This is a genomic window from Brevundimonas sp. PAMC22021 (assembly GCF_019443405.1).
GTDB lineage: Bacteria > Pseudomonadota > Alphaproteobacteria > Caulobacterales > Caulobacteraceae > Brevundimonas.
In genome coordinates this window covers 1,801,001-1,818,569 of the sequence record NZ_CP080376.1, presented here as the reverse complement: position 1 = coordinate 1,818,569, position 17,569 = coordinate 1,801,001, and the positions used below count along the sequence as shown (strand labels likewise).

Annotated in this window: 23 protein-coding genes; 15 read left to right on the top strand and 8 right to left on the bottom strand. The window is 68.3% G+C overall.

The window, feature by feature from the left end:
• The first annotated feature begins 11 nt into the window (after positions 1 to 11).
• Positions 12 to 392, top strand: a complete 381-nt coding sequence (locus KY493_RS08945) for a GIY-YIG nuclease family protein (RefSeq protein ID WP_219896019.1) — start codon at positions 12 to 14, stop codon at positions 390 to 392.
• Here KY493_RS08945 and KY493_RS08940 read toward each other — a convergent pair whose 3' ends face one another.
• The gene (locus KY493_RS08940) at positions 393 to 1,835 is read right to left on the bottom strand and encodes a sigma-54 dependent transcriptional regulator (protein ID WP_219896018.1); all 1,443 of its coding nucleotides are present in this window, start codon (positions 1,833 to 1,835) and stop codon (positions 393 to 395) included.
• Between the two features lie 146 nt (positions 1,836 to 1,981).
• Between KY493_RS08940 and KY493_RS08935 the strand changes: the two genes are divergently transcribed.
• The 5 genes from KY493_RS08935 to KY493_RS08915 all read left to right on the top strand — a co-directional run bounded on the left by KY493_RS08935 (position 1,982) and on the right by KY493_RS08915 (position 5,969).
• A complete protein-coding gene (locus tag KY493_RS08935; protein ID WP_219896017.1) occupies positions 1,982 to 3,778 on the top strand; it encodes a M3 family oligoendopeptidase in 1,797 nt (598 codons plus the stop codon).
• A 55-nt stretch (positions 3,779 to 3,833) separates the two neighbouring features.
• Entirely contained in the window at positions 3,834 to 4,142 is a 309-nt protein-coding gene (locus tag KY493_RS08930) for an aa3-type cytochrome c oxidase subunit IV (protein WP_255567840.1), read from the top strand.
• A 95-nt stretch (positions 4,143 to 4,237) separates the two neighbouring features.
• Positions 4,238 to 4,423, top strand: a complete 186-nt coding sequence (locus tag KY493_RS08925) for a hypothetical protein (RefSeq protein ID WP_255567839.1) — start codon at positions 4,238 to 4,240, stop codon at positions 4,421 to 4,423.
• A gap of 13 nt (positions 4,424 to 4,436) precedes the next feature.
• The gene (locus KY493_RS08920; RefSeq protein WP_219896016.1) at positions 4,437 to 4,799 is read left to right on the top strand and encodes a hypothetical protein; all 363 of its coding nucleotides are present in this window, start codon (positions 4,437 to 4,439) and stop codon (positions 4,797 to 4,799) included.
• Between the two features lie 54 nt (positions 4,800 to 4,853).
• Positions 4,854 to 5,969, top strand: coding sequence for an acyltransferase (locus KY493_RS08915; RefSeq protein ID WP_219896015.1), 1,116 nt, complete (start codon positions 4,854 to 4,856; stop codon positions 5,967 to 5,969).
• Here KY493_RS08915 and KY493_RS08910 read toward each other — a convergent pair whose 3' ends face one another.
• Positions 5,970 to 6,197, bottom strand: coding sequence for a hypothetical protein (locus tag KY493_RS08910; protein WP_219896014.1), 228 nt, complete (start codon positions 6,195 to 6,197; stop codon positions 5,970 to 5,972).
• Between the two features lie 92 nt (positions 6,198 to 6,289).
• Between KY493_RS08910 and KY493_RS08905 the strand changes: the two genes are divergently transcribed.
• From KY493_RS08905 to KY493_RS08890, 4 genes are read left to right on the top strand one after another with little or no spacing between them, the layout of a single operon-like run.
• The gene (locus KY493_RS08905; protein WP_255567838.1) at positions 6,290 to 7,276 is read left to right on the top strand and encodes a YafY family protein; all 987 of its coding nucleotides are present in this window, start codon (positions 6,290 to 6,292) and stop codon (positions 7,274 to 7,276) included.
• A gap of 41 nt (positions 7,277 to 7,317) precedes the next feature.
• Positions 7,318 to 8,766 carry a hypothetical protein gene (locus KY493_RS08900; RefSeq protein ID WP_219896013.1) on the top strand — a complete coding sequence of 483 codons (1,449 nt, stop codon included), beginning with the start codon at positions 7,318 to 7,320 and terminating at the stop codon, positions 8,764 to 8,766.
• 6 nt (positions 8,767 to 8,772) lie between these two features.
• On the top strand, positions 8,773 to 9,060 hold the full coding sequence (locus KY493_RS08895) for a type II toxin-antitoxin system Phd/YefM family antitoxin (protein ID WP_255567837.1): 288 nt from the start codon (positions 8,773 to 8,775) through the stop codon (positions 9,058 to 9,060).
• Positions 9,057 to 9,446 carry a type II toxin-antitoxin system VapC family toxin gene (locus tag KY493_RS08890; RefSeq protein ID WP_219896012.1) on the top strand — a complete coding sequence of 130 codons (390 nt, stop codon included), beginning with the start codon at positions 9,057 to 9,059 and terminating at the stop codon, positions 9,444 to 9,446. The genes KY493_RS08895 and KY493_RS08890 overlap by 4 nt, the downstream gene beginning before the upstream one ends.
• Here KY493_RS08890 and KY493_RS08885 read toward each other — a convergent pair.
• The 4 genes from KY493_RS08885 to KY493_RS08870 all read right to left on the bottom strand — a co-directional run bounded on the left by KY493_RS08885 (position 9,443) and on the right by KY493_RS08870 (position 12,199).
• Entirely contained in the window at positions 9,443 to 9,715 is a 273-nt protein-coding gene (locus KY493_RS08885) for a type II toxin-antitoxin system RelE/ParE family toxin (protein ID WP_219896011.1), read from the bottom strand. The two genes, KY493_RS08890 and KY493_RS08885, sit on opposite strands and share 4 nt — an antisense overlap.
• Complete coding sequence (locus KY493_RS08880; protein ID WP_219896010.1) at positions 9,712 to 9,975, bottom strand: hypothetical protein; 264 nt, start codon at positions 9,973 to 9,975, stop codon at positions 9,712 to 9,714. The genes KY493_RS08885 and KY493_RS08880 overlap by 4 nt, the downstream gene beginning before the upstream one ends.
• Positions 9,976 to 10,090: 115 nt before the next feature.
• Positions 10,091 to 11,170: a hypothetical protein gene (locus tag KY493_RS08875; protein ID WP_219896009.1), complete on the bottom strand. Its 1,080-nt coding sequence runs from the start codon at positions 11,168 to 11,170 to the stop codon at positions 10,091 to 10,093.
• 93 nt (positions 11,171 to 11,263) lie between these two features.
• Positions 11,264 to 12,199, bottom strand: a complete 936-nt coding sequence (locus KY493_RS08870) for a ribose-phosphate pyrophosphokinase (protein WP_219896008.1) — start codon at positions 12,197 to 12,199, stop codon at positions 11,264 to 11,266.
• Positions 12,200 to 12,455: 256 nt separating this feature from the next.
• Between KY493_RS08870 and KY493_RS08865 the strand changes: the two genes are divergently transcribed.
• Genes KY493_RS08865 through recN form a run of 4 tightly spaced genes read left to right on the top strand, consistent with a single transcriptional unit; the run spans position 12,456 to position 15,569 of the window.
• A complete protein-coding gene (locus KY493_RS08865; protein WP_219896007.1) occupies positions 12,456 to 13,265 on the top strand; it encodes an outer membrane protein assembly factor BamD in 810 nt (269 codons plus the stop codon).
• A 37-nt stretch (positions 13,266 to 13,302) separates the two neighbouring features.
• A complete protein-coding gene (locus tag KY493_RS08860; RefSeq protein WP_219896006.1) occupies positions 13,303 to 13,563 on the top strand; it encodes a BrnT family toxin in 261 nt (86 codons plus the stop codon).
• Positions 13,553 to 13,816 carry a BrnA antitoxin family protein gene (locus tag KY493_RS08855; RefSeq protein WP_219896005.1) on the top strand — a complete coding sequence of 88 codons (264 nt, stop codon included), beginning with the start codon at positions 13,553 to 13,555 and terminating at the stop codon, positions 13,814 to 13,816. The genes KY493_RS08860 and KY493_RS08855 overlap by 11 nt, the downstream gene beginning before the upstream one ends.
• 55 nt (positions 13,817 to 13,871) lie before the next feature.
• Positions 13,872 to 15,569, top strand: coding sequence for a DNA repair protein RecN (recN, locus tag KY493_RS08850; RefSeq protein WP_219896004.1), 1,698 nt, complete (start codon positions 13,872 to 13,874; stop codon positions 15,567 to 15,569).
• Between the two features lie 38 nt (positions 15,570 to 15,607).
• Here recN and KY493_RS08845 read toward each other — a convergent pair whose 3' ends face one another.
• The gene (locus KY493_RS08845) at positions 15,608 to 16,510 is read right to left on the bottom strand and encodes an SDR family NAD(P)-dependent oxidoreductase (RefSeq protein ID WP_219896003.1); all 903 of its coding nucleotides are present in this window, start codon (positions 16,508 to 16,510) and stop codon (positions 15,608 to 15,610) included.
• Between the two features lie 181 nt (positions 16,511 to 16,691).
• Between KY493_RS08845 and KY493_RS08840 the strand changes: the two genes are divergently transcribed.
• Complete coding sequence (locus tag KY493_RS08840) at positions 16,692 to 17,126, top strand: RcnB family protein (protein WP_219896002.1); 435 nt, start codon at positions 16,692 to 16,694, stop codon at positions 17,124 to 17,126.
• 91 nt (positions 17,127 to 17,217) lie between these two features.
• On the opposite strand, the gene KY493_RS08835 is transcribed toward KY493_RS08840, so the two are convergent.
• A complete protein-coding gene (locus KY493_RS08835; RefSeq protein ID WP_219896001.1) occupies positions 17,218 to 17,538 on the bottom strand; it encodes a hypothetical protein in 321 nt (106 codons plus the stop codon).
• Positions 17,539 to 17,569 lie beyond the last annotated feature (31 nt).

Here is a 17,569-nt window from a genome sequence, read left to right as displayed (position 1 = left end):
ACCTCGGCTTTATGAGCGAGCGTCGGCCCTTTATCGCGACTTACATCCAAGCCAGCCGTCCGCTCGGCGTGCTCTACATCGGCATGACGTCGAACCTGTATGAGCGCGGTCGCCAGCACAGGGAGGGCGTGGTCGACGGCTTCACCCGCAAGTATGGGTGCGGCCTGCTGGTCTGGTACGAGCAACATGAGCTCGTGACCGAGGCTATCCGGCGCGAGAAGGCGCTGAAGCGTTGGAACCGCGTGTGGAAGCTCGAGATGATCGAACGCAGCAATCCGGGATGGGTAGACCTGTTCCCTAATCTGTGCGGCTGGGCGCCTGATCCTCGGGTCAAGCCCGAGGATGACGGAAGGGGAAGCGTGGAGGAGTTCTTGAAGAGGCTCGAGGCCTAATCACCCCGCCTCCTTCAACTGTCCCTCCAGGCCCTGCTCGCGGACCTTGCGGTAGAGGGTGGAGCGGCCGATGCCGAGGCGGCGGGCGATTTCGCTCATGTGGCCAGCGTAGACGGCGATGGCGTGCTGGATCAGGTCGTGCTCGATGTCCTCCAGCGTGCGCAGATGGCCGCGCTCGTCGAGGATGCGGATCGGCTGCTCGGGCAGCGGCGGCAATTCCACGAGCGAGGCGACCCGGGGCGCCGCCTCGCCGCCGCCGATGGGCGCCGCGACACCGGAAATGGCCGGAAAGTCGTGCGGCTGCAGGAAGGGCGCATCGGCCAGCACGATGGCGCGAAACACCGCATTTTCGAGCTGGCGCACATTGCCCGGCCATTCGAACGCCTGAAGCATGGCCAGGGTCTCGGGCGCGCATCCGGCGATGCGCTTGCCCTCCTCGGCGTTGAAGCGGGCGATGAAGTGGTCGATCAGGGCGGGAATGTCCTCGCGTCGTTGGCGCAGCGACGGCGCCTCGATCGGAAAGACGTTCAGGCGATAGAACAGGTCCTCGCGGAAGGCGCCGTCCCGCACCTGTTGCTCGGGATCGCGGTTGGTGGCCGAGACGATGCGGACATCGATCTTGACCGGCCGCTTGCCGCCGACGGGATCGATCTCGCCTTCCTGAAGCGCGCGCAGCAGCTTGACCTGGAGATCGAGCGGCAGCTCGCCGATTTCGTCCAGGAACAGGGCGCCGCCGTCCGCCTCGCGGAACTTGCCCAGCGTCTTCTCGACCGCGCCGGTGAAGGCCCCCTTTTCGTGCCCGAACAGGATGGATTCCGCGAGGTTGGCGGGCAGGGCGCCGCAGTTCACCGCCACGAACGGTTTGCCCGCCCGGTCGGAGGCGCCGTGCAGGGCGCGAGCGATGACCTCCTTGCCGACGCCGCTTTCGCCGGTGATCATCACGGGGATGGAGGACTTGGCGGCGCGGGCGCCCAGCGCCTTAACCATCCGCATGGGGGCGCTGTCGCCCACGATGTCGTCGAAGCTGGCGCGGCCCTGCGCGCGCTTGGTCAGGCGTCCGACCTCGGCCGAAAGCTGCGTCAGCTGGAGCGCGTTGCTGACCCCGATCAGCAGGCGTTCGGGGCTGACAGGCTTGACGAAGAAGTCTTGGGCGCCGGCCTGCATGGCCTTGACCACCGCATCGACGCCGCCGTTGGCGGTCAGCACGATCACGGGCGTCGTGACGCCTGCGGCGCGCAGTTCGGCCAGGCACTCCATGCCCGACATCTCGGGCATGACCATGTCGAGCAGGACGACGTCCGCGCCGCCGCCGCGCGTCATGCGATCGACCGCCTCGCCGCCGCCGGTCGCGTGGACGACGGCGTAGCCTTCGCGGTCCAGCACGGCCTGGATCAGGCGGCGCTGGGTCGGATCGTCGTCGACCACCAGGACGGTCTTGGCCATGTAAAGGGCGCCTCGTTGGCGGGCCAAGCCTTTGACCCGTTTCGGGACGGTTCTAGGCGGAACGGCGTGAAGATCGCGTTGTGCGGTTGGGTGAGCGGAGGGTTAACGCGGTTGCGGGACGACCGGTCGGCCCCCACAACAGAGGCATGAATGCGCCCTTCAAAGCCCCGACCGCCGATGCCCCGCTGTGGGACCTTTCCGATCTCTACGTCTCGCGCGAGGATGCGGGCCTGGCCGCCGACCTGGCGCAGGCAAAGGCGGTGGTGGACGATCTGAACGCCCTGCAAGGGCGGCTGAAGGCCGCACGCGCGGACGCGACGCTGCTGGGAGAGCGGCTGGACCGGGCGATCACCCTGTACGAACAGGCGTCGGAGCATCTGGGCGCCATCGGCGCCTACGCCTTTCTGTCGGCCTCGACCCAGCGCGACGATGCGGCGGCGCAAGGGTTCGAGGCGGACCTGCGCGAGAAGATCACCGCGATCGCTACACCTACCGTGTGGCTGACCCTGGAGATCAACGCGTTGGAGGAGGCCGAGATCGAGGCGGCGTTGGCTGCGCGTCCGGCTGCGGCGCGCTGGCGGCCCTGGCTGCGGCGCGTGCGCGCGACCAAGCCGCACGAGCTGTCGGCCGAACTCGAGACCTTCATCGCCGAGCGCGGGCCGATCACCGCACAATGGCCGCGCCTGTTCGATGAACAGATGGCGGCGCTGCGCGCCGAGGCCGGCGACGAGACGCTGACCTTGGCCGAGGCGCTGAACCGGCTGTCGGATCCAGCCCCTGAGCGGCGGCGCCAGGCTGCGGAGGGGCTGTCGGAGGCGTTTGCGGAGCGCGCCTCGACAATGTCGCTGGTGCTGAACACCATCGCCGCCGACAAGGCGATGGAGGATCGCTGGCGCGGCTTCAAACGCCCGGCCGACAGCCGTCACCTGGCCAATGAGGTCGACGGCGAGGCGGTGGATGCGATGGCCGAGGCCGTGGCCGCCGCCTATCCGCGTCTGTCGCACCGCTATTACGCGCTGAAGGCCAAGGCGATGGGCAAGACGGCGCTGGACCACTGGGACCGCAATGCGCCCATCGAGATGACGCCGCCGCGCGCCTATGACTGGCGGCAGGGGCGTGAGGTGGTGCTGGACAGTTTCGGCGCCCTGGGCGGCGACTTCGCAGAGCGGGCGGGCCGCTTCTTCGACCAGCCATGGATCGACGCCCAGGCGCGGCCGGGCAAGCAGTCGGGCGCCTACTGCCACCCGGTGACCGCCAGCCGGCACCCTTATGTCTTCATGAACTGGATGGGCGAGCGCAGGGACGTGCTGACGCTGGCGCACGAACTGGGCCATGCGGTGCACAACACCCTGGCTGCGGGGCAGGGGACGCTGTTGGCCGACACGCCGCTGACGCTGGCGGAGACCGCCTCCATCTTCGCCGAGGGGCTGACTTTCGACCGGCTGCTGGCCGAGGCGCCGGAGGCCGAGCAGCGGGGCCTGCTGGCCGGACGAATCGAGGACGGGCTGAACACGGTGGTGCGCCAGATCGCCTTTCACCGGTTCGAGACCCGCTTCCACGACGAGCGGCTGACCGGCGAGGTTTCACCGGATCGCATCAACGCCATCTGGCTTGAGGAGATGGGCGCCTCGCTGGGGCCCGCGGTGACGCTGAACCCCGGCTACGAGACCTGGTGGAGCTATGTCAGCCACTTCTTCCACTCGCCCTTCTATGTCTACGCCTATGCGTTCGGGGACCTGTTGGTGGCGGCGCTGATGGAGGCGCGCAGGAACGATCCGGCGGGATTCACGCCGCTGTATCGCGAACTGCTGGCTGGCGGCGGGACCCGGACCTATGTGGATGCGCTGAAGCCCTTAGGCCTGAATCCGCGCGATCCGGCCTTCTGGAGCGTGGGCTGCAACCGGCTGGAACGGCTGATCGATCAGTTCGAGGCTCTGTCTTGAGCCCCGGCCAAGGCTCGCTATAGTCGCGGCCACGATCCCTCAACGGAACCGCGACATGGCCGACCCGCACCACCCCGTCGTCACCGATGGCGAAGCGAATTTCGTGGAGAACGCGACCGTTCACGCCGACGCCGATGCGCAGGCCTATGTGCACGGCTCCATGCCGCTGAACGAACAGCACGCCACCTATGGCCTGTTCATGAACCTGACCAAGTGGGGCTCGCTGGGCGTGGCCGCGCTGGTGCTGTTCCTGACGCTGTGGTTCCACCCGGGCGGCAATCTGATCGCCGCCGTGATCTGCGCCGCCGTGCTGATCGTGGCCGGGATCATCGCTCTGAAGACCAAGCCGGAGCACGCGCTCTGACGGCCGAGACGCTCGCCGATCCGGTCCGGCTGGCGGTTCTCGCCTCTTGGATCGCGACGGGGTTGGGGTTCGGACTGTGGCTGTGTAGCTGGTTCATGGGGCGCACGCCGCTGCGCCAGATGCGCCTGCGCGACTGCGGCGTGGTGATGGTGTTTTCCGGCATTCTGGTTCGAGTGATTACCCAGGACCGCGCGCTTGGCGTGTTCGACTGGGTGATGCTGCTGCTCGGCCCGCTGTTCATCGCCGCCGCCCTGTGGCGGCTCGCCCGCACGGGCGCCTGATCCGGAGTTGCTTATGAAGTCGCTGTTCCTTGTCGCCGCCGTGGCGTCCGTCGTCGCCCCCGCCGCCATGGCGCAGGGCCTGCGTGGGGTCGATCCACAAGGCGGCCTGCACTGGAGCGTCGCCGCGCCGCAGGGCGCCAGCTGGTCTCTGGACTGCCGTTTCCGCCCGGTGACGGTGCAGGGCGCCCTGACCAATCAGATCACCCACACCGGTTCGGGCCCCATGCGCGGCCGCCTGCCCACCGACAACGGCCGCTGCACCCTGAAGAAGACCGGGGGACAAGGGCCGATCGGCATCGCCGTGGTCAAGAACGGCCAGGCCACCGCCGACGGCACAAACGACGCCGCCAAGGCGGCGTTCGTCGATGTGTTCTGACGCGCAGACCGGCCTGCGCTAGGCGACGGCGCCGCTTGGCGCTATTCCGTCGCGATGATTTCCAAGACGACCCGGTTTGAGGTGCTGGACAGCCTGAGGGGGGTGTGCGCCCTGCTGGTGGTGCTGTTTCACCTGCCGGTGTCGAGCCATCTGCATGGGCTGGCGCTGACGCGGCACGGCTATCTGTTTGTGGACTTCTTCTTTGTGCTGTCGGGCTTCGTCATCGCCCATGCCTATGGCGCGCGGCTGAGCAGTGGACGGGACGTCCGGCGGTTCCTGATCCGGCGAGTGGGCCGCGTGTGGCCGCTGCACGTGGCGGTGCTGGGCGCCTTCGTGGTGCTGGAGTTCTGTCGGTTGTGGTTCCACTTCGACGACATCACGCCGTTCGCGCGCGACCGGGCGCCGGAGTATCTGCTGACCAACCTCCTGCTGGTCCAGGCCTATGGCATCCATCCCTACCTCACCTGGAACGGACCGGCCTGGAGCATCAGCGTGGAGATGGGCTGCTATGCCGTTTTCGCCGCCTTGCTGCTGTGGATGCCCCGGCGCTTCAACATATGGGCGGTGTTGATCGCGGTGGCGGGCGCGCTGGTGGTGCTGAACTTCGCGCCACGCTTCATGAACACCACCTACAGCTTTGGTTTTCCTCGCGCCGCCTACGGCTTCTTCCTGGGGTGCCTGACGCACCGGCTTTGGAGCGCGGGGCCGGACCTGTCGCCGCGCCTGACGGGCTGGATGGAGCCTCTCTGCCTGGTCGCGGTGGTCGTGTTCGTGTCCACCCTGCGCGGCCCGTGGGAGGTGCTGGCCCCGCTGTTGTTCGCCGTCGCCATCTGGGTGTTCGCCAGCGAGGGCGGCCGCGTGTCGCGGTGGTTGGCGACCCGGCCGATGATCCGGCTCGGCCACTGGTCCTACTCGATCTATATGGTCCATATGCTGGTGATCACGATCGGCCTGATCGCGGCGCGCAATCTCCAGCTGATGCCGAACGGGCGGCGGGTGGACCTGGGCTCGGTTTGGCTGAACGATCTGCTGTCGCTCGCCGTGATCGCGGCCATCGTCGGCCTGTCGGCCCTGACCTACCGCTGGATCGAGACGCCGGGTCGCGACTGGATCAACGGTCGCCTGAACCGCAAGCCGGACGCGGTCGCCGGACCCAAGCTCGCGGTCTGATCACGCCGCCATGCGCCATTCACTGGCGTGAGCCGGTGCGATCGCCTCGTCCCACAGGGCGTCCTCCTCGGAGTAGCGGGCGCTGGCGGCGGCGGAGATGACGTCCACCACCTGTTCCTCCAGCCGATCCCAGATCACCGCCAGGTCCGCGGCGCCGTCCGCCTCGCACGGCACGATGATGTAGCGGCTGGCGTTTACGGCGGCTGCGGGGTGGAAGGCCTGTCCCATGGACGTCTCTCCTTGAAGCGATTGCCTCTTGCTGATGTTGAGACAATGCAGCAGCATTGCGCCAGAAACGGACGTATGAAGATGGAGGCGGCGTGAGGCACGACAAGGCGGCCATGGTGATCGAACTGGCGCGGCGCATGGCGGCCAGCGCCGAGGGCCTGACGCTGGACGAGATGGCGGCCGAGATGCGCGTAGGCCGCCGCACCGCCGAACGGATGCGCGACGCCGTCTTGATGCTGTTTCCAACGGTTGAGGAGGTGTCCGATCCGCCGACCAAGCGCTGGCGCATCCGCGGCGGGCTGTCGGCGTTCGAGCAGGCGCCGACCGCGACCGAGATGCTGGAACTGAGCAAGGCGGCGCAAGGGCTGCGTGCGGCGGGCGAGGGCGCGCGGGCGCAGGCGCTGGAGGGGCTGGAGCGCAAGCTGAAAGCGGCGATGCGCTCGACCACCCTGAACCGAATGGCGCCCGATCTGGAGGCCCTGGTGCGGGCCGAGACCATCGCGGTGCAGGCGGGGCCGCGCCCCTCGGCGGACGAGGGCCTGCTGACCGCGATCCGGGGGGCGGTCCTGGCGCAGCAGCCGCTGGGCTTCACCTATGCCCGGCCGGGCGCCGAGCCGAGGCGGCGCTCGGTCGCCCCCTGCGGCGTGATGTTCGGCCGGGCCAACTATCTGGTGGCGGCGGATCGCGAGAGCGGGCGCATCCAGACCTTTCGCCTGGACCGGATGAGCCATGTGGCGGCGCAGGAGGGGGTGGCGATCCCGCCCGCAGACTTCGACCTGGGCGCCTTCGCCAGCCAGTCGTTCGGCATCTATCAGGACGAGATCGAGGACGTGGCGATCCGCATCGCGCCGGGCGGGGCGGACGAGGCCAGGGGTTGGCGCTGGCACCCGACCCAGAGCTTCGAGGATCAGCCGGACGGCGGCGTGATCGTGCGCTTCCGGGCCTCGGGCATGCGCGAACTGGCCTGGCACCTGTTCACCTGGGGCGAACAGGCCGTCATCCTGCAGCCGCAAAGGTTGAAGACCGTGATGGCCGACGAGCTGGCCGCAGCCCGCCGCGCGCTGGATGCGGCGGTCTAGCTCCCAGCCCTATGATGAAGACGAGAAGAACCGGGAACCCCATGAAGCTTCGTGACGCCGTCCGCGCGCTGATCGCCGGTGCAAGCCTCATGGCGAGCGCAGGCGTCGTGGGTTGCGCCTCGGCGCCGGTCAGGGACAGCGCGAGCCGACACGTCGCGCAGGGGCGTACGACGGTGGAGGTCACTCGGGATGGCGATCGCTGGACGGCGGACTACCGCTTCGGCCGGGAGGCTCCGATCTGGGCCTTTTCCCGTTCGGAGCTGATTGCGGAGGTGCGTCTTCCCTGGCGGCTGAAGCAATGGACGGTCGAGACGCCGGGCGTGGTGCTGGAGCGGCGCGGCGCCTTTGACGTCCTGCGCGCGACAGGAGGCGGGTCCGTGCCGAGAGAGGTTCGGATCGCCTTTACGCCGGCTCACGCTCAGATCGAGGCCGGCTACGAGACGCTGGCGTTCACGACCGGCGCCGTCGCGCTGCCGACGCGCCAGTTCGACATCTTTCCCGTTGATTCGGAGGCGGCGCTGGCCGCGATGCCGGAGGATCTGAACGGCGTGCAGGTGGGGCCGACGCCTGTCGTGACGTGGCGAGACGCCGCTGGTCCCGTGCTGCTGGGCGGCGAACGGCTGGACCGCGCCGTTACCGACGACGGCAACAGCTATGTTCTGTTCGGACAGGTCGAGCAGGTCGACGGCGAGCGGCTGACCACCATAATGGACCCGGCGCTGCCCGCCTGGATCGGCGAACAGGTCGGCGGCTTCGCCCCGCGGGTTGGCGACTGGTACACGCGGCGGCTGGGGCGCGGGCAGACCGACCGGCCCACGGTGATGATCAGTTGGAATGGGCCGACCGAGCGGATAACGAGCATGGGCGGCAGCGTCATGCCGGGCCTGATCACCATGAGCTTCGAAGGCGCTGGAGTTCTGAATCCGACGGCGGAGATGCTGACGGTGTCGCGCTGGTTCATCGGCCACGAGAGCGCGCATTTCTGGCTCGGACAGACGGTGCGCTATGAATATGCCCGCGACGCCTGGATCACCGAAGGCGGGGCCGACCTGATGGCGGTGAGGGCGCTAAAGGCGCTGAATCCGACCTATGACGACGTGGCCGCCTTGCAGACGGAGGTCGACGACTGCACCGATCTTTCGCGCGATCGCTCGGTCGTCACGGCGAACCAGCGAGGCGAGCAGCGCGCCTTTTATGCCTGCGGCGCCGTCTTCGCCCTCGCTGCCGAGGGGGCGCAAGCCCGGGCGACCGGAGGCGACTGGCTCGACTTCCTGAAGCCCCTGATCGACGAAAACCGGCGTGACGGCGTGCTGAGCCGCGAGGAGTGGCTGGACGCCCTGACAGAGGTGTCCCGCGACCCGTCGCTGCGCCTCGACATCGAAAGACTGCTGGACGAAGGCGCGCCTGATCCGGCGGCGGTGATCGCCCGGCTGTTCCAGCGAACGGGGGTGGCGTTCCGGATGGAGGCGGGAAGGGTGGTGCTGGTCTGACTTGAAGTGGACCATCGTCTGGACCATTCTTCGCGCATGCAGATATCGGTTACAGATGCGAAGAGGACGCTGACGAACCTGGTTCGGCGCGCCGAGCGCGGCGAGGAGATCGTCCTGACCCGGCACGGACGAGCGGCCGTGCGGCTGGCGCCTGCCGAAGACCGGCAGCACCGGGATCGCCGAGGTGAGTTGCTGCAGGCCGTTCGCCAGTCCGCCCGTACCAAGACGACCTGCGGGCCGGAGGCAGCGCGCAGCCAAGATTTCCTGTACGACGATGACGGCCTGCCTCGGTGATCGCGGTCGACACCTCGGCTTTAATGGCGATCCTGCTTGAAGAACCTCAGGCGGACGCCTGCGCCTCGGCGCTTGAGACCGATGACGCCCTGGTCATCTCCACCGCGACAATGGCGGAGGCGCTGATCGTCGCCGAGCGTCGCGGCCTGGGCGCCGAAATGGAGAGGCTAATCGACGGGTTGGGATTTGAGCAGGCAGCTGTGACAGCTGACGTCGCTCGCCGAATCGCCGGAATCTACGGGCGCTGGGGCAAGGGCGTGCATGCGGCCGCCCTGAATTTCGGCGATTGCTTCGCTTACGAAGTCGCTGATAGGCGATCTGTTCCGCTGCTGTTCGTGGGCGAGGATTTCGCACGCACGCCCTTAACCAGCGCCCTCGCTGCCTAGCGTGCTTCGCGCATGTGGAAGATGCGGGCGACGATGACGGCCTCAGCGTCGATCCGGTACTGGACGACGTAGCCGCTGTCGCCGAAGCGGATGTAGAGCTCGCGAAGGCCGCCGATCTGCATGCCCATCAGAGGCGTGAGGGCGAGTTGGGCGATGCCGGTCGTGATGGCGTCCACGGCGCGCAAGGCGGCGCCTTGATCATGTTCGGCGAGGAAGGCGGCCAGTCGGTGGCGATCCGCCGTTGCCTGAATGGAAAGGCGAACCCTCACGCGCGACGTGCGAGGCGCGCTTCCACATCGGCCTTGAACGCTGCGGACCACTCCTCCAGCGTCACATACTCGCCGGTGCGATCGTATTCGGCCAGCCGCGCGTTGGCCTCGGTCCAGTCGTGAGCGAGACTGGGTGAAAGGGTCTCGGCCAGGCGATCGGCCGCGTAGGCCTCGGGCGTCTGGCCGACCAGGGCAGCCGCCTCGGCGAGGCGGGCCACGGTGGCGTCATCCAGGGTCAATGTCAGGGCGCCGTCGGCCATGACCTTACCCTAGCACAGGATCACGAGCGGGCGAATCGATAGGGCGGATCGCCCTGGCCGCGAAGCAAGAAAGCACGCCCGCCGGAGCATCCGGCGGGCTTTCTGTATTCACGGTTCAGTTCGAAGCGGCGGGGGTCTGGACTGGGGTTTGGACGGGCGTCTGGACCGGCACAGCGTTGGCGACGGTGCTGGTGGTCACCGGCTCGCCCACGCTGATGATCGGCGGCGGACGCAGCGCCTGGGTGGTGCAACTGGCCAGGTCGCGGGTGATGTGGCGGCCCAGGCAGAACATGTCTTCATAGCTGGGGCGCGAAGCGGCCAGGCACTGATAGAGCATCAGCTTGGACATGTTCAGGCAGAACTCGTTGTTCGATTCCACCGTCAGCGCCTCGGTGTTGGCGCGCGCCTCGTCGCCTGCGGCGCCGAGAGCCGCCAGGGCGGCGATGGCCAGCGAGCGGACCACGGCGGGCGTGTAGGGCGGGCCGCTGCGCCCGGCCTCTACGGCCAGGCCGGTTCCGGCGTTGGCCGCCGTGAACAGGCGGGCGGACTCGTCGGCCGACGGCAGCATCTGGGCGATGGAGGCGGACTTGGCGGCCTCCAGGCGCACTTCGCGTTCCGTCAGGTGGGTCGTGGCCCAGCGGCGGCGCGGGTCATTGCGTTCCTGGATCGTATAGGCGTCGTTCTCGATGCCGTCGGCGATCGCGACCATGGCGGTGGCGTCGCGGCCTACGGTGGCCGCGATCAGGCCGGCGGCGGCGTCGGCGCCCGGCAGGGTCGCGGCGTAGGCGGGATCGGCCACGATCTGGGCGACGACCTGCTGGCGCTGCGTCGGATCAACGGCGAACTGGCGCACGCCGGCCACGAACTCGGGCGACTGCAGGGCGATGATCGAGCCATAGGCGATCAGCCCGCGCGACAGCTGGGCCGGTTCATAGGCCGCGCCCTTGCGGATGGCGGCCTGAATCGACTCGGCGTCGGTGAAGCCGCCCGGCTGAATGGTCTGGGCGTCGCGCAGGAAGGCGACATAGATTGAGGCGGCCTGGGCCACGCCCTCGTTCAGGGTCACGGGCGGCGGGGGCGGCGGCGCGACGGGCGGCGGCGGGGCGTCAGCCTCCGGCTTGGCGCAGTTGGCCAGGAAGACGGCGGCGGCGATAGCGGCAAGTGACAGGCCGCGGCTGGGGGAAGCCTTGGTCATGAACGCATGATCCCGGAAGAACGCGAGACGACCAGGGGGTGTGGTCGCCGGAACTGGAGGGCTTATAACGCGGCGTAAATGGTTTTTCGAAGGTTAATCGAACAGCTTCGAGACCGATTCCTCGTTTGCGATCCGGCGGATAGCTTCACCGATAAGAGGAGCGACTGAAACCGTTCGGATTTTCCCGCAGGTCAAGACTTCGTGGGGCTGTTCGATGGAGTCGGTGATGACCAGCTCCTTCAACGGGCCGTCCGCGACGCGCTGGACCGCCGGGCCGGACAGCACGCCGTGGCTGATGTAGGCCGAGACCTCGGTCGCGCCGTCGTCGATCAGGGCCTTGGCGGCGTTGACCAGCGTGCCGCCGGAATCGACGATGTCGTCGAACAGGATGCAGCGACGGCCCGACACGTCGCCGATGATGTTCATGACCTCGCTCTCGCCCGCCTTGGGACGGCGCTTGTCGACAATGGCAAGGTCGGCGTCGAGGCGGCTGGCCAGGGCGCGGGCGCGCACCACGCCGCCCACGTCCGGCGACACGATCATCAGGTCGTCGCCGCGCGGATAGTGTTCCTTGATGTCCTGGGCGAGGACGGGAATGGCGACCAGATTGTCGGTCGGGATGTCGAAGAAGCCCTGAATCTGGCCCGCGTGCAGGTCCATGGTCAGCACCCGGTCGGCGCCGGCCCGGGTGATCAGATTGGCCACCAGCTTGGCGGAGATCGGCGTGCGGCCGCCGGTCTTCCGGTCCTGCCGCGCATAACCGAAGTAGGGCATCACCGCTGTGATCCGGCGGGCCGAGGCGCGCACCAGGGCGTCGGTGATGATCAGCATCTCCATCAGGTTGTCGTTGGCCGGATAGGAGGTCGACTGGATCACGAAAACGTCCTCGCCCCGGACGTTTTCCTCGATGACGGCGAAGACCTCGTTGTCGGCGAACCGCTTGACCTGGGTGCGCGTGAGCGGGGCGTCGAGGTGGTCGGCGATCGCCTGGGAAAGGGGCCTGTTCGAGTTGCCGGAAAGCAGCTTCATGGCCGGTCATCCTTTCGCCGTCATCGCCACGCCATTGACGGCGTCGGTCGGCGGCTCTTTAGCAGCGGCGCGGCGGGGAACAAGCCATACGCCCAAGTTTCCGGCGCATGGCGCGTTTCGGCCACGGGTGCTAGGGATCGCCGCAATCGCTTGCCGGGCGCCGTCGGGGACGGCGCTCCGTTCGTCATGAGGTCTGTCCTTGTCCGCTTCCTTTTCGCTTCCGGGCGTTCGCCGTTCTCGCTCGGGCTTGGTGGTCATGGCGGCTGTGATCGCCGCCCTGTCGGTCTCGGCCTGCGCCGGGAACCGGAACCGCCCGCGCCTGGCCTATGAGGAGCGCCCGGTCGAGCTGCTGTACAACACCGGCTACGACCGGCTGCAGAGCCGACGCTGGTCGGACGCGGTGGACTATTTCCAGGAAGTCGAGCGCCAGCACCCGTATTCGGACTGGGCCCGCCGCGCGATCCTGATGCAGATCTACGCCTACTATCAGAACGGCAACTACGCCGAGGCGACGGCGGCGGCGGATCGGTTCATCCAGCTGTTTCCTGGCAATCCGTCGGCGGCCTACGCCTTCTACATGCGCGCCATCTGCAACTTCGAGCAGATCGTCGATGTGGGCCGCGACCAGGCCTATGCCGAGGCGGCTCTGACCGGTTTGCGCGACGTGCAGCGCCGCTATCCGGGCACAGCCTACGCTACCGACGCCTCGGTCAAGATCGACATGGTCAACGACCAGTTGGCCGGCAAGGAAATGAACATCGGCCGCTACTACCAGCGCGCCAATCAGCCGCTGGCGGCCATCAACCGCTACAAGGCCGTGATCGCGAACTCCGACTTCCAGCGCACCTCGCACTCGCCCGAGGCGCTGTATCGCCTGGTGGAGGTCAATCTGATGCTGGGCCTAAAGGACGAGGCGGTGCGCAACGGCTCGGTGCTCGGCTACAACTATCCAGGCAGCCCCTGGTACGCAGAGGCCTACGCCCTGCTGACTGACGAGGGCGCACGGCCGGACGTGGCGCCGGAAGGACGGCGCGAAAGCTGGCTGGAGCGCATCATCCCCGGCTGATCCGATCCTTGACGCCGGCGTTTATGTAGCTACATAAATGGTGCTGTTCGATCCGGCCAAGGATGCGATCAACACCGCCAAGCATGGCGTGTCTCTGGCTCGGGCGTCGGAGATGAACCTGGAGAGTGCAACGGTGATCGAGGATGATCGCCAAGACTATGGTGAGCGGCGCTACCGGGCTTTCGGCCGGATCGATGACCTGGCCTACTGCTTTGTATTCACGATCCGCGAGGGCGCCATACGTGCAATCAGCCTGCGCCGCGCTCATCAAAAGGAGATACGACGTCATGCCTCATGAGGTTGATCTTACCGACCCAGACAATCCCGAGTGGACGGAGGCTGATTTCGCCCGCGCGCGCCCCGCGCGGGAGGTGCTGCCCGAATCCGTGCTGAACCAGTTTCGTCGCTCGCCCGGCCGCCCGAAGGCGGAAACGCCGAAGAAGCAGGTGACACTGCGGCTGGACGCCGATCTGCTGGAGCACTGGCGTGCGCAGGGCGCGGGGTGGCAGTCGGGGATCAATGCGGCGCTGCGTCGAGCGTCGGGTCTCTGATATCCAAAGCCGACGACGCACTGTAAACGCCAACCATGCCTCATCGCGTGCGCCCATGCTGACCGCGCTGTCCATCCGCGACATCGTGCTGGTTGATGTGCTGGACCTCGAGGTCGAGGGCGGGCTGACCGTGCTGACGGGCGAAACGGGCGCGGGCAAGTCGATCATCCTGGACGCCCTGGGCCTGGCTCTGGGCGCGCGGGGCGATGCGGGACTGGTGCGCGCCGGCGCCAAACAGGGCTCGGCCACCGCCGTCTTTTCCGCGCCGGATGACGAGGCGCTGCTGCAGTCGCTGGCGGACAAGGGCATTGAGGTCGCCGCCGGCGAGGACCTGATCCTGCGCCGCGTGGTCTCCGCCGACGGCCGCAGCCGCGCCTTTGTCAACGACCAGCCGGCGGGGGTGACCGCCCTGCGCGAGATCGGCGCGAGCCTGGTGGAGGTGCATGGGCAGCACGAGACGGTGGGTCTGCTGGACTGGCGCACGCACCGGGGCCTGCTCGATGCCTACGGCGGGCTGTCGCCGCAGCTTCAGGCTGTGGCCAAGGCGTCGTCGACGCTGAAGGCGGCCGAGGCGCGTCTGGCCGAGTTGAAGGCGCAGGCCGCGGACGCGGCGTCCCGCTCCGAGGAGATCGCGCTGAACCTCGCCGAGCTGGATGCGCTCGATCCCCGCGAGGACGAGGAAACCGAACTGGCCGGCGAGCGCGCCATCCTGGGGGCGGCGGAAAAGGCGCTCTCGGACCTGGCCGACGCGCGCACCCAGCTGGGTGGCGACAAACTGAGCCAGAAGCTGGGCGCGGCCCTGCGCGCGGTCGAGCACGCGCGTCAGAGGGCCGGGCAGGCGGGCGCCGAGGGCGACCATCCGGTGATCGTGAGCCTGGGCGCGGCGGTCGAGGCGATCGACCGGACCATGGTGGAGGCGGCCGAAGCCATCGCCGCCGTGGACGCCGCCGCCGACGCCTTCGACTTCGAGCCCGGTCGGCTGGACAAGGCCGAAGAGCGGCTGTTCGCGCTAAGAGCCGCCGCGCGCAAATTGCACACGACGGTGGACGGTCTGCCCAGGCTCCGCATTCGCCTGCGCGAACAGCTGCGCCTCATCGAGGACGGAGCGGAGGCGCTGTCCGCCGCCGGGCGGGAAGCGGCGGCCGCTGTCGAAGCCTATGATCTGGCCGCGACCTTTCTGACCTCGGCGCGAGAGGCGGCGGCCGAGCGGCTGACGGCGGCCGTCATGGGCGAGCTGGGACCGCTGAAGCTGGAGCGGGCGCGCTTTCGCGTGGCGCTGGAGCCGATCGACGGACGGCGCGGGCCGGAGGGCGTCGAGACGGTGCGGTTCCAGATCGCCACCAACGCGGGTCGCGACTTCGGGCCGCTGGACGCAGTGGCGTCGGGCGGCGAGCTGGCGCGCTTTGCCCTGGCGATGAAGGCGGCCTTGGCCAGCCGAGAGGACACGCGCCAGCCGGTGATGATCTTTGACGAGGTGGACCAAGGCGTGGGCGGCGCCGTAGCCGAGGCCGTGGGCAGCCGTCTGCAGCGGCTGTCGTCCGGCGCCCAGGTGCTGGTCGTCACCCACAGTCCGCAGGTGGCGGCGCGCGGTCACGCCCACTGGAAGGTGATGAAGTCCGACAAGGCGGGCCTGACCACGACCACGGTGGTCGCGCTGGACGAGGCCCGCCGCCGCGAGGAGATCGCCCGCATGCTGTCGGGAGCCGAGATCACCGACGAGGCGCGAGCGGCGGCAGCGCGTCTGATCGGCTAGTCCAGCCTGACCTGGTTTCAGGTATTCGACTCGGGCCGCTACAGGTTCGACCGCGCCTTGGTGAGTTCAAGCATCGCCTGTGCGGCGCCCATCTCAGGCACGATCTCGTTGGTTCGATCCGAAATCGCATCGAAGCGGGCGCCGATCTCGTCGGCGGCGTCCGGTCCGACGATGTGGACGCCCTGGGTCAGGGTGACATAGGCGCGCTCGAACCCGCCCGCGCCGGCGGCCAGGATGCAGCGGCTGGGCGCGTCGTCGCCAACAAGATGCAGCAGGCCGGGGGTGACCAGGGCGGGGTCCAGCGCCTCCAGCGGAAGGCCCGCGCCGAGGTCCTCGGTCATGCGGGTATGGGCGGTGGGCGCAAGGCAGTTGACCCGGATGTCGTTCTTGGCCCCTTCGATCGCCAGCGTCTGCATCAGGCCGACCAGAGCCATCTTCGCCGCGCCGTAGTTGGACTGGCCGAAGTTGCCGTACAGGCCGGAAGAGGAGGTCGTCATGACGATGCGGCCGTAGTTCCGCTCTCGCATCGTGTCCCACACCGCCTTGGTGCAGTTGACCGCGCCCATCAGGTGAACATCGACCACGAAGCGGAAGTCCTCCAGCGTCATCTTGGCGAAGCTCTTGTCACGCAGCACGCCCGCGTTGTTCACCAGAATGTCTATGCGGCCCCAGCGAGCCAGGGCCTGATCGACCATGGCCTGCACCGCGTCGGCGTCGGTGACGGAGGCGCCGCTGGCCAGCGCCTCACCGCCCGCCGCCTCGATCTCGGCGACCACGGCCTCGGCTGCGCTGGCGGATCCGCCCGATCCGTCGCGGGCGCCGCCCAGATCGTTGACCACGACCCGGGCTCCACGCGCCGCCAGCGCCAACGCATGCTCCCGGCCCAGGCCGCCGCCCGCGCCGGTCACGATGGCCACGCGGTTGTCGAAGCGTAGGGTCATGAGGATGTCCTTTGCGGGTGGCGGTGCTGTTCCATGATCCTGTCTTCAGACAGGCGCATCAAGCCTTGTGGTCGAGGATCGGCGCATGAACGGCAGGTGATCATGGCCGTTCAGACGCGCCTCAGCGGGCCGGGCGCAAGGTGATCTCAAGGTCGGGCTGGTCCGACATTGGAGATACGCCATGAAGAAGATTCTCACCGCCACCGTCGCCGCCGTCATCGCCACCAGCACGGTCGGTCTGAGTTCCGCCGCAGAGGCGCAGTCGCGCCACGGCTACAGCCAGCAGCACCGCCAGAACGAGCGCGCCGAACGGCGCCAGGAGCGTCGCGAGGATCGGGCCGACGCGCGCGCCTACGCCCGGTATCAGCGCGCCGAGCGCCGCTACAACGCCGGCCGCTATGTCGCCCCGCGCGGCTATCAGGTTCGCCAGTGGAGCTATGGTCAGCGCCTGCCGGCGGCCTACGCCAGCCGCGGCTATGTGGTGAACGACTATGGCCGCTATGGCCTGCGCGCCCCGCCGCGTGGCTATCAGTACGTCCGTAGCGGAAACGACGTGGTGCTTGCCGCGGTCGCCGGCGGGCTGATCACCGCAGTCATCGCGGGGCTGTTCAACTAAAGCCCTGGAGGATCAGGGCCCTTGCAACGACGAAGCGCCCCGGAGTCGTCTCCGGGGCGCTTCTTTGCGTCAGGCGCTTGGCTGATGAAACTCAGCCGGTGCGGGCGGCGATGGAGCGGATGGTCTCGGCCTTGACCGGAAGGTCGCTGGCGATGCGCGATGCGACCTCGCGCACGCCCACCGGATAGGCGTCCCCGCCGTCGGCGATCGCCTTGGCCATTTCCGCGGCCTTCAGCAGCGCCTTTTCCAGCTCCACCACCTCTTCCAGCGCCAGAGCGTGCGCCTCCAGCTGCAGGCGCTTCACGCGCTCGGCGTTGCTCTCGGGCTTGCGCATGAGGTTGTAGATTTCAGCCTCGGCGGCGACGAGACGCAGGTCGGGGCGGGGCTCGTTATCGGAGTTGGGCTTGGACATGTGGGTGTTCCCTCGGCGCGTCCACAATGTC

Bases quoted from the DNA above. Each gene is read 5' to 3' on its own strand.
- KY493_RS08945 (WP_219896019.1), top strand. From the start codon at position 12: ATGAGCGAGCGTCGGCCCTTTATCGCGACTTACATCCAAGCCAGCCGT.
- KY493_RS08940 (WP_219896018.1), bottom strand. From the start codon at position 1,835: ATGGCCAAGACCGTCCTGGTGGTCGACGACGATCCGACCCAGCGCCGC.
- KY493_RS08935 (WP_219896017.1), top strand. From the start codon at position 1,982: ATGAATGCGCCCTTCAAAGCCCCGACCGCCGATGCCCCGCTGTGGGAC.
- KY493_RS08930 (WP_255567840.1), top strand. From the start codon at position 3,834: ATGGCCGACCCGCACCACCCCGTCGTCACCGATGGCGAAGCGAATTTC.
- KY493_RS08925 (WP_255567839.1), top strand. From the start codon at position 4,238: ATGGGGCGCACGCCGCTGCGCCAGATGCGCCTGCGCGACTGCGGCGTG.
- KY493_RS08920 (WP_219896016.1), top strand. From the start codon at position 4,437: ATGAAGTCGCTGTTCCTTGTCGCCGCCGTGGCGTCCGTCGTCGCCCCC.
- KY493_RS08915 (WP_219896015.1), top strand. From the start codon at position 4,854: ATGATTTCCAAGACGACCCGGTTTGAGGTGCTGGACAGCCTGAGGGGG.
- KY493_RS08910 (WP_219896014.1), bottom strand. From the start codon at position 6,197: ATGGGACAGGCCTTCCACCCCGCAGCCGCCGTAAACGCCAGCCGCTAC.
- KY493_RS08900 (WP_219896013.1), top strand. From the start codon at position 7,318: ATGAAGCTTCGTGACGCCGTCCGCGCGCTGATCGCCGGTGCAAGCCTC.
- KY493_RS08880 (WP_219896010.1), bottom strand. From the start codon at position 9,975: ATGGCCGACGGCGCCCTGACATTGACCCTGGATGACGCCACCGTGGCC.
- KY493_RS08875 (WP_219896009.1), bottom strand. From the start codon at position 11,170: ATGACCAAGGCTTCCCCCAGCCGCGGCCTGTCACTTGCCGCTATCGCC.
- KY493_RS08870 (WP_219896008.1), bottom strand. From the start codon at position 12,199: ATGAAGCTGCTTTCCGGCAACTCGAACAGGCCCCTTTCCCAGGCGATC.
- KY493_RS08865 (WP_219896007.1), top strand. From the start codon at position 12,456: ATGGCGGCTGTGATCGCCGCCCTGTCGGTCTCGGCCTGCGCCGGGAAC.
- KY493_RS08860 (WP_219896006.1), top strand. From the start codon at position 13,303: ATGGTGCTGTTCGATCCGGCCAAGGATGCGATCAACACCGCCAAGCAT.
- KY493_RS08855 (WP_219896005.1), top strand. From the start codon at position 13,553: ATGCCTCATGAGGTTGATCTTACCGACCCAGACAATCCCGAGTGGACG.
- recN (WP_219896004.1), top strand. From the start codon at position 13,872: ATGCTGACCGCGCTGTCCATCCGCGACATCGTGCTGGTTGATGTGCTG.
- KY493_RS08845 (WP_219896003.1), bottom strand. From the start codon at position 16,510: ATGACCCTACGCTTCGACAACCGCGTGGCCATCGTGACCGGCGCGGGC.
- KY493_RS08840 (WP_219896002.1), top strand. From the start codon at position 16,692: ATGAAGAAGATTCTCACCGCCACCGTCGCCGCCGTCATCGCCACCAGC.
- KY493_RS08835 (WP_219896001.1), bottom strand. From the start codon at position 17,538: ATGTCCAAGCCCAACTCCGATAACGAGCCCCGCCCCGACCTGCGTCTC.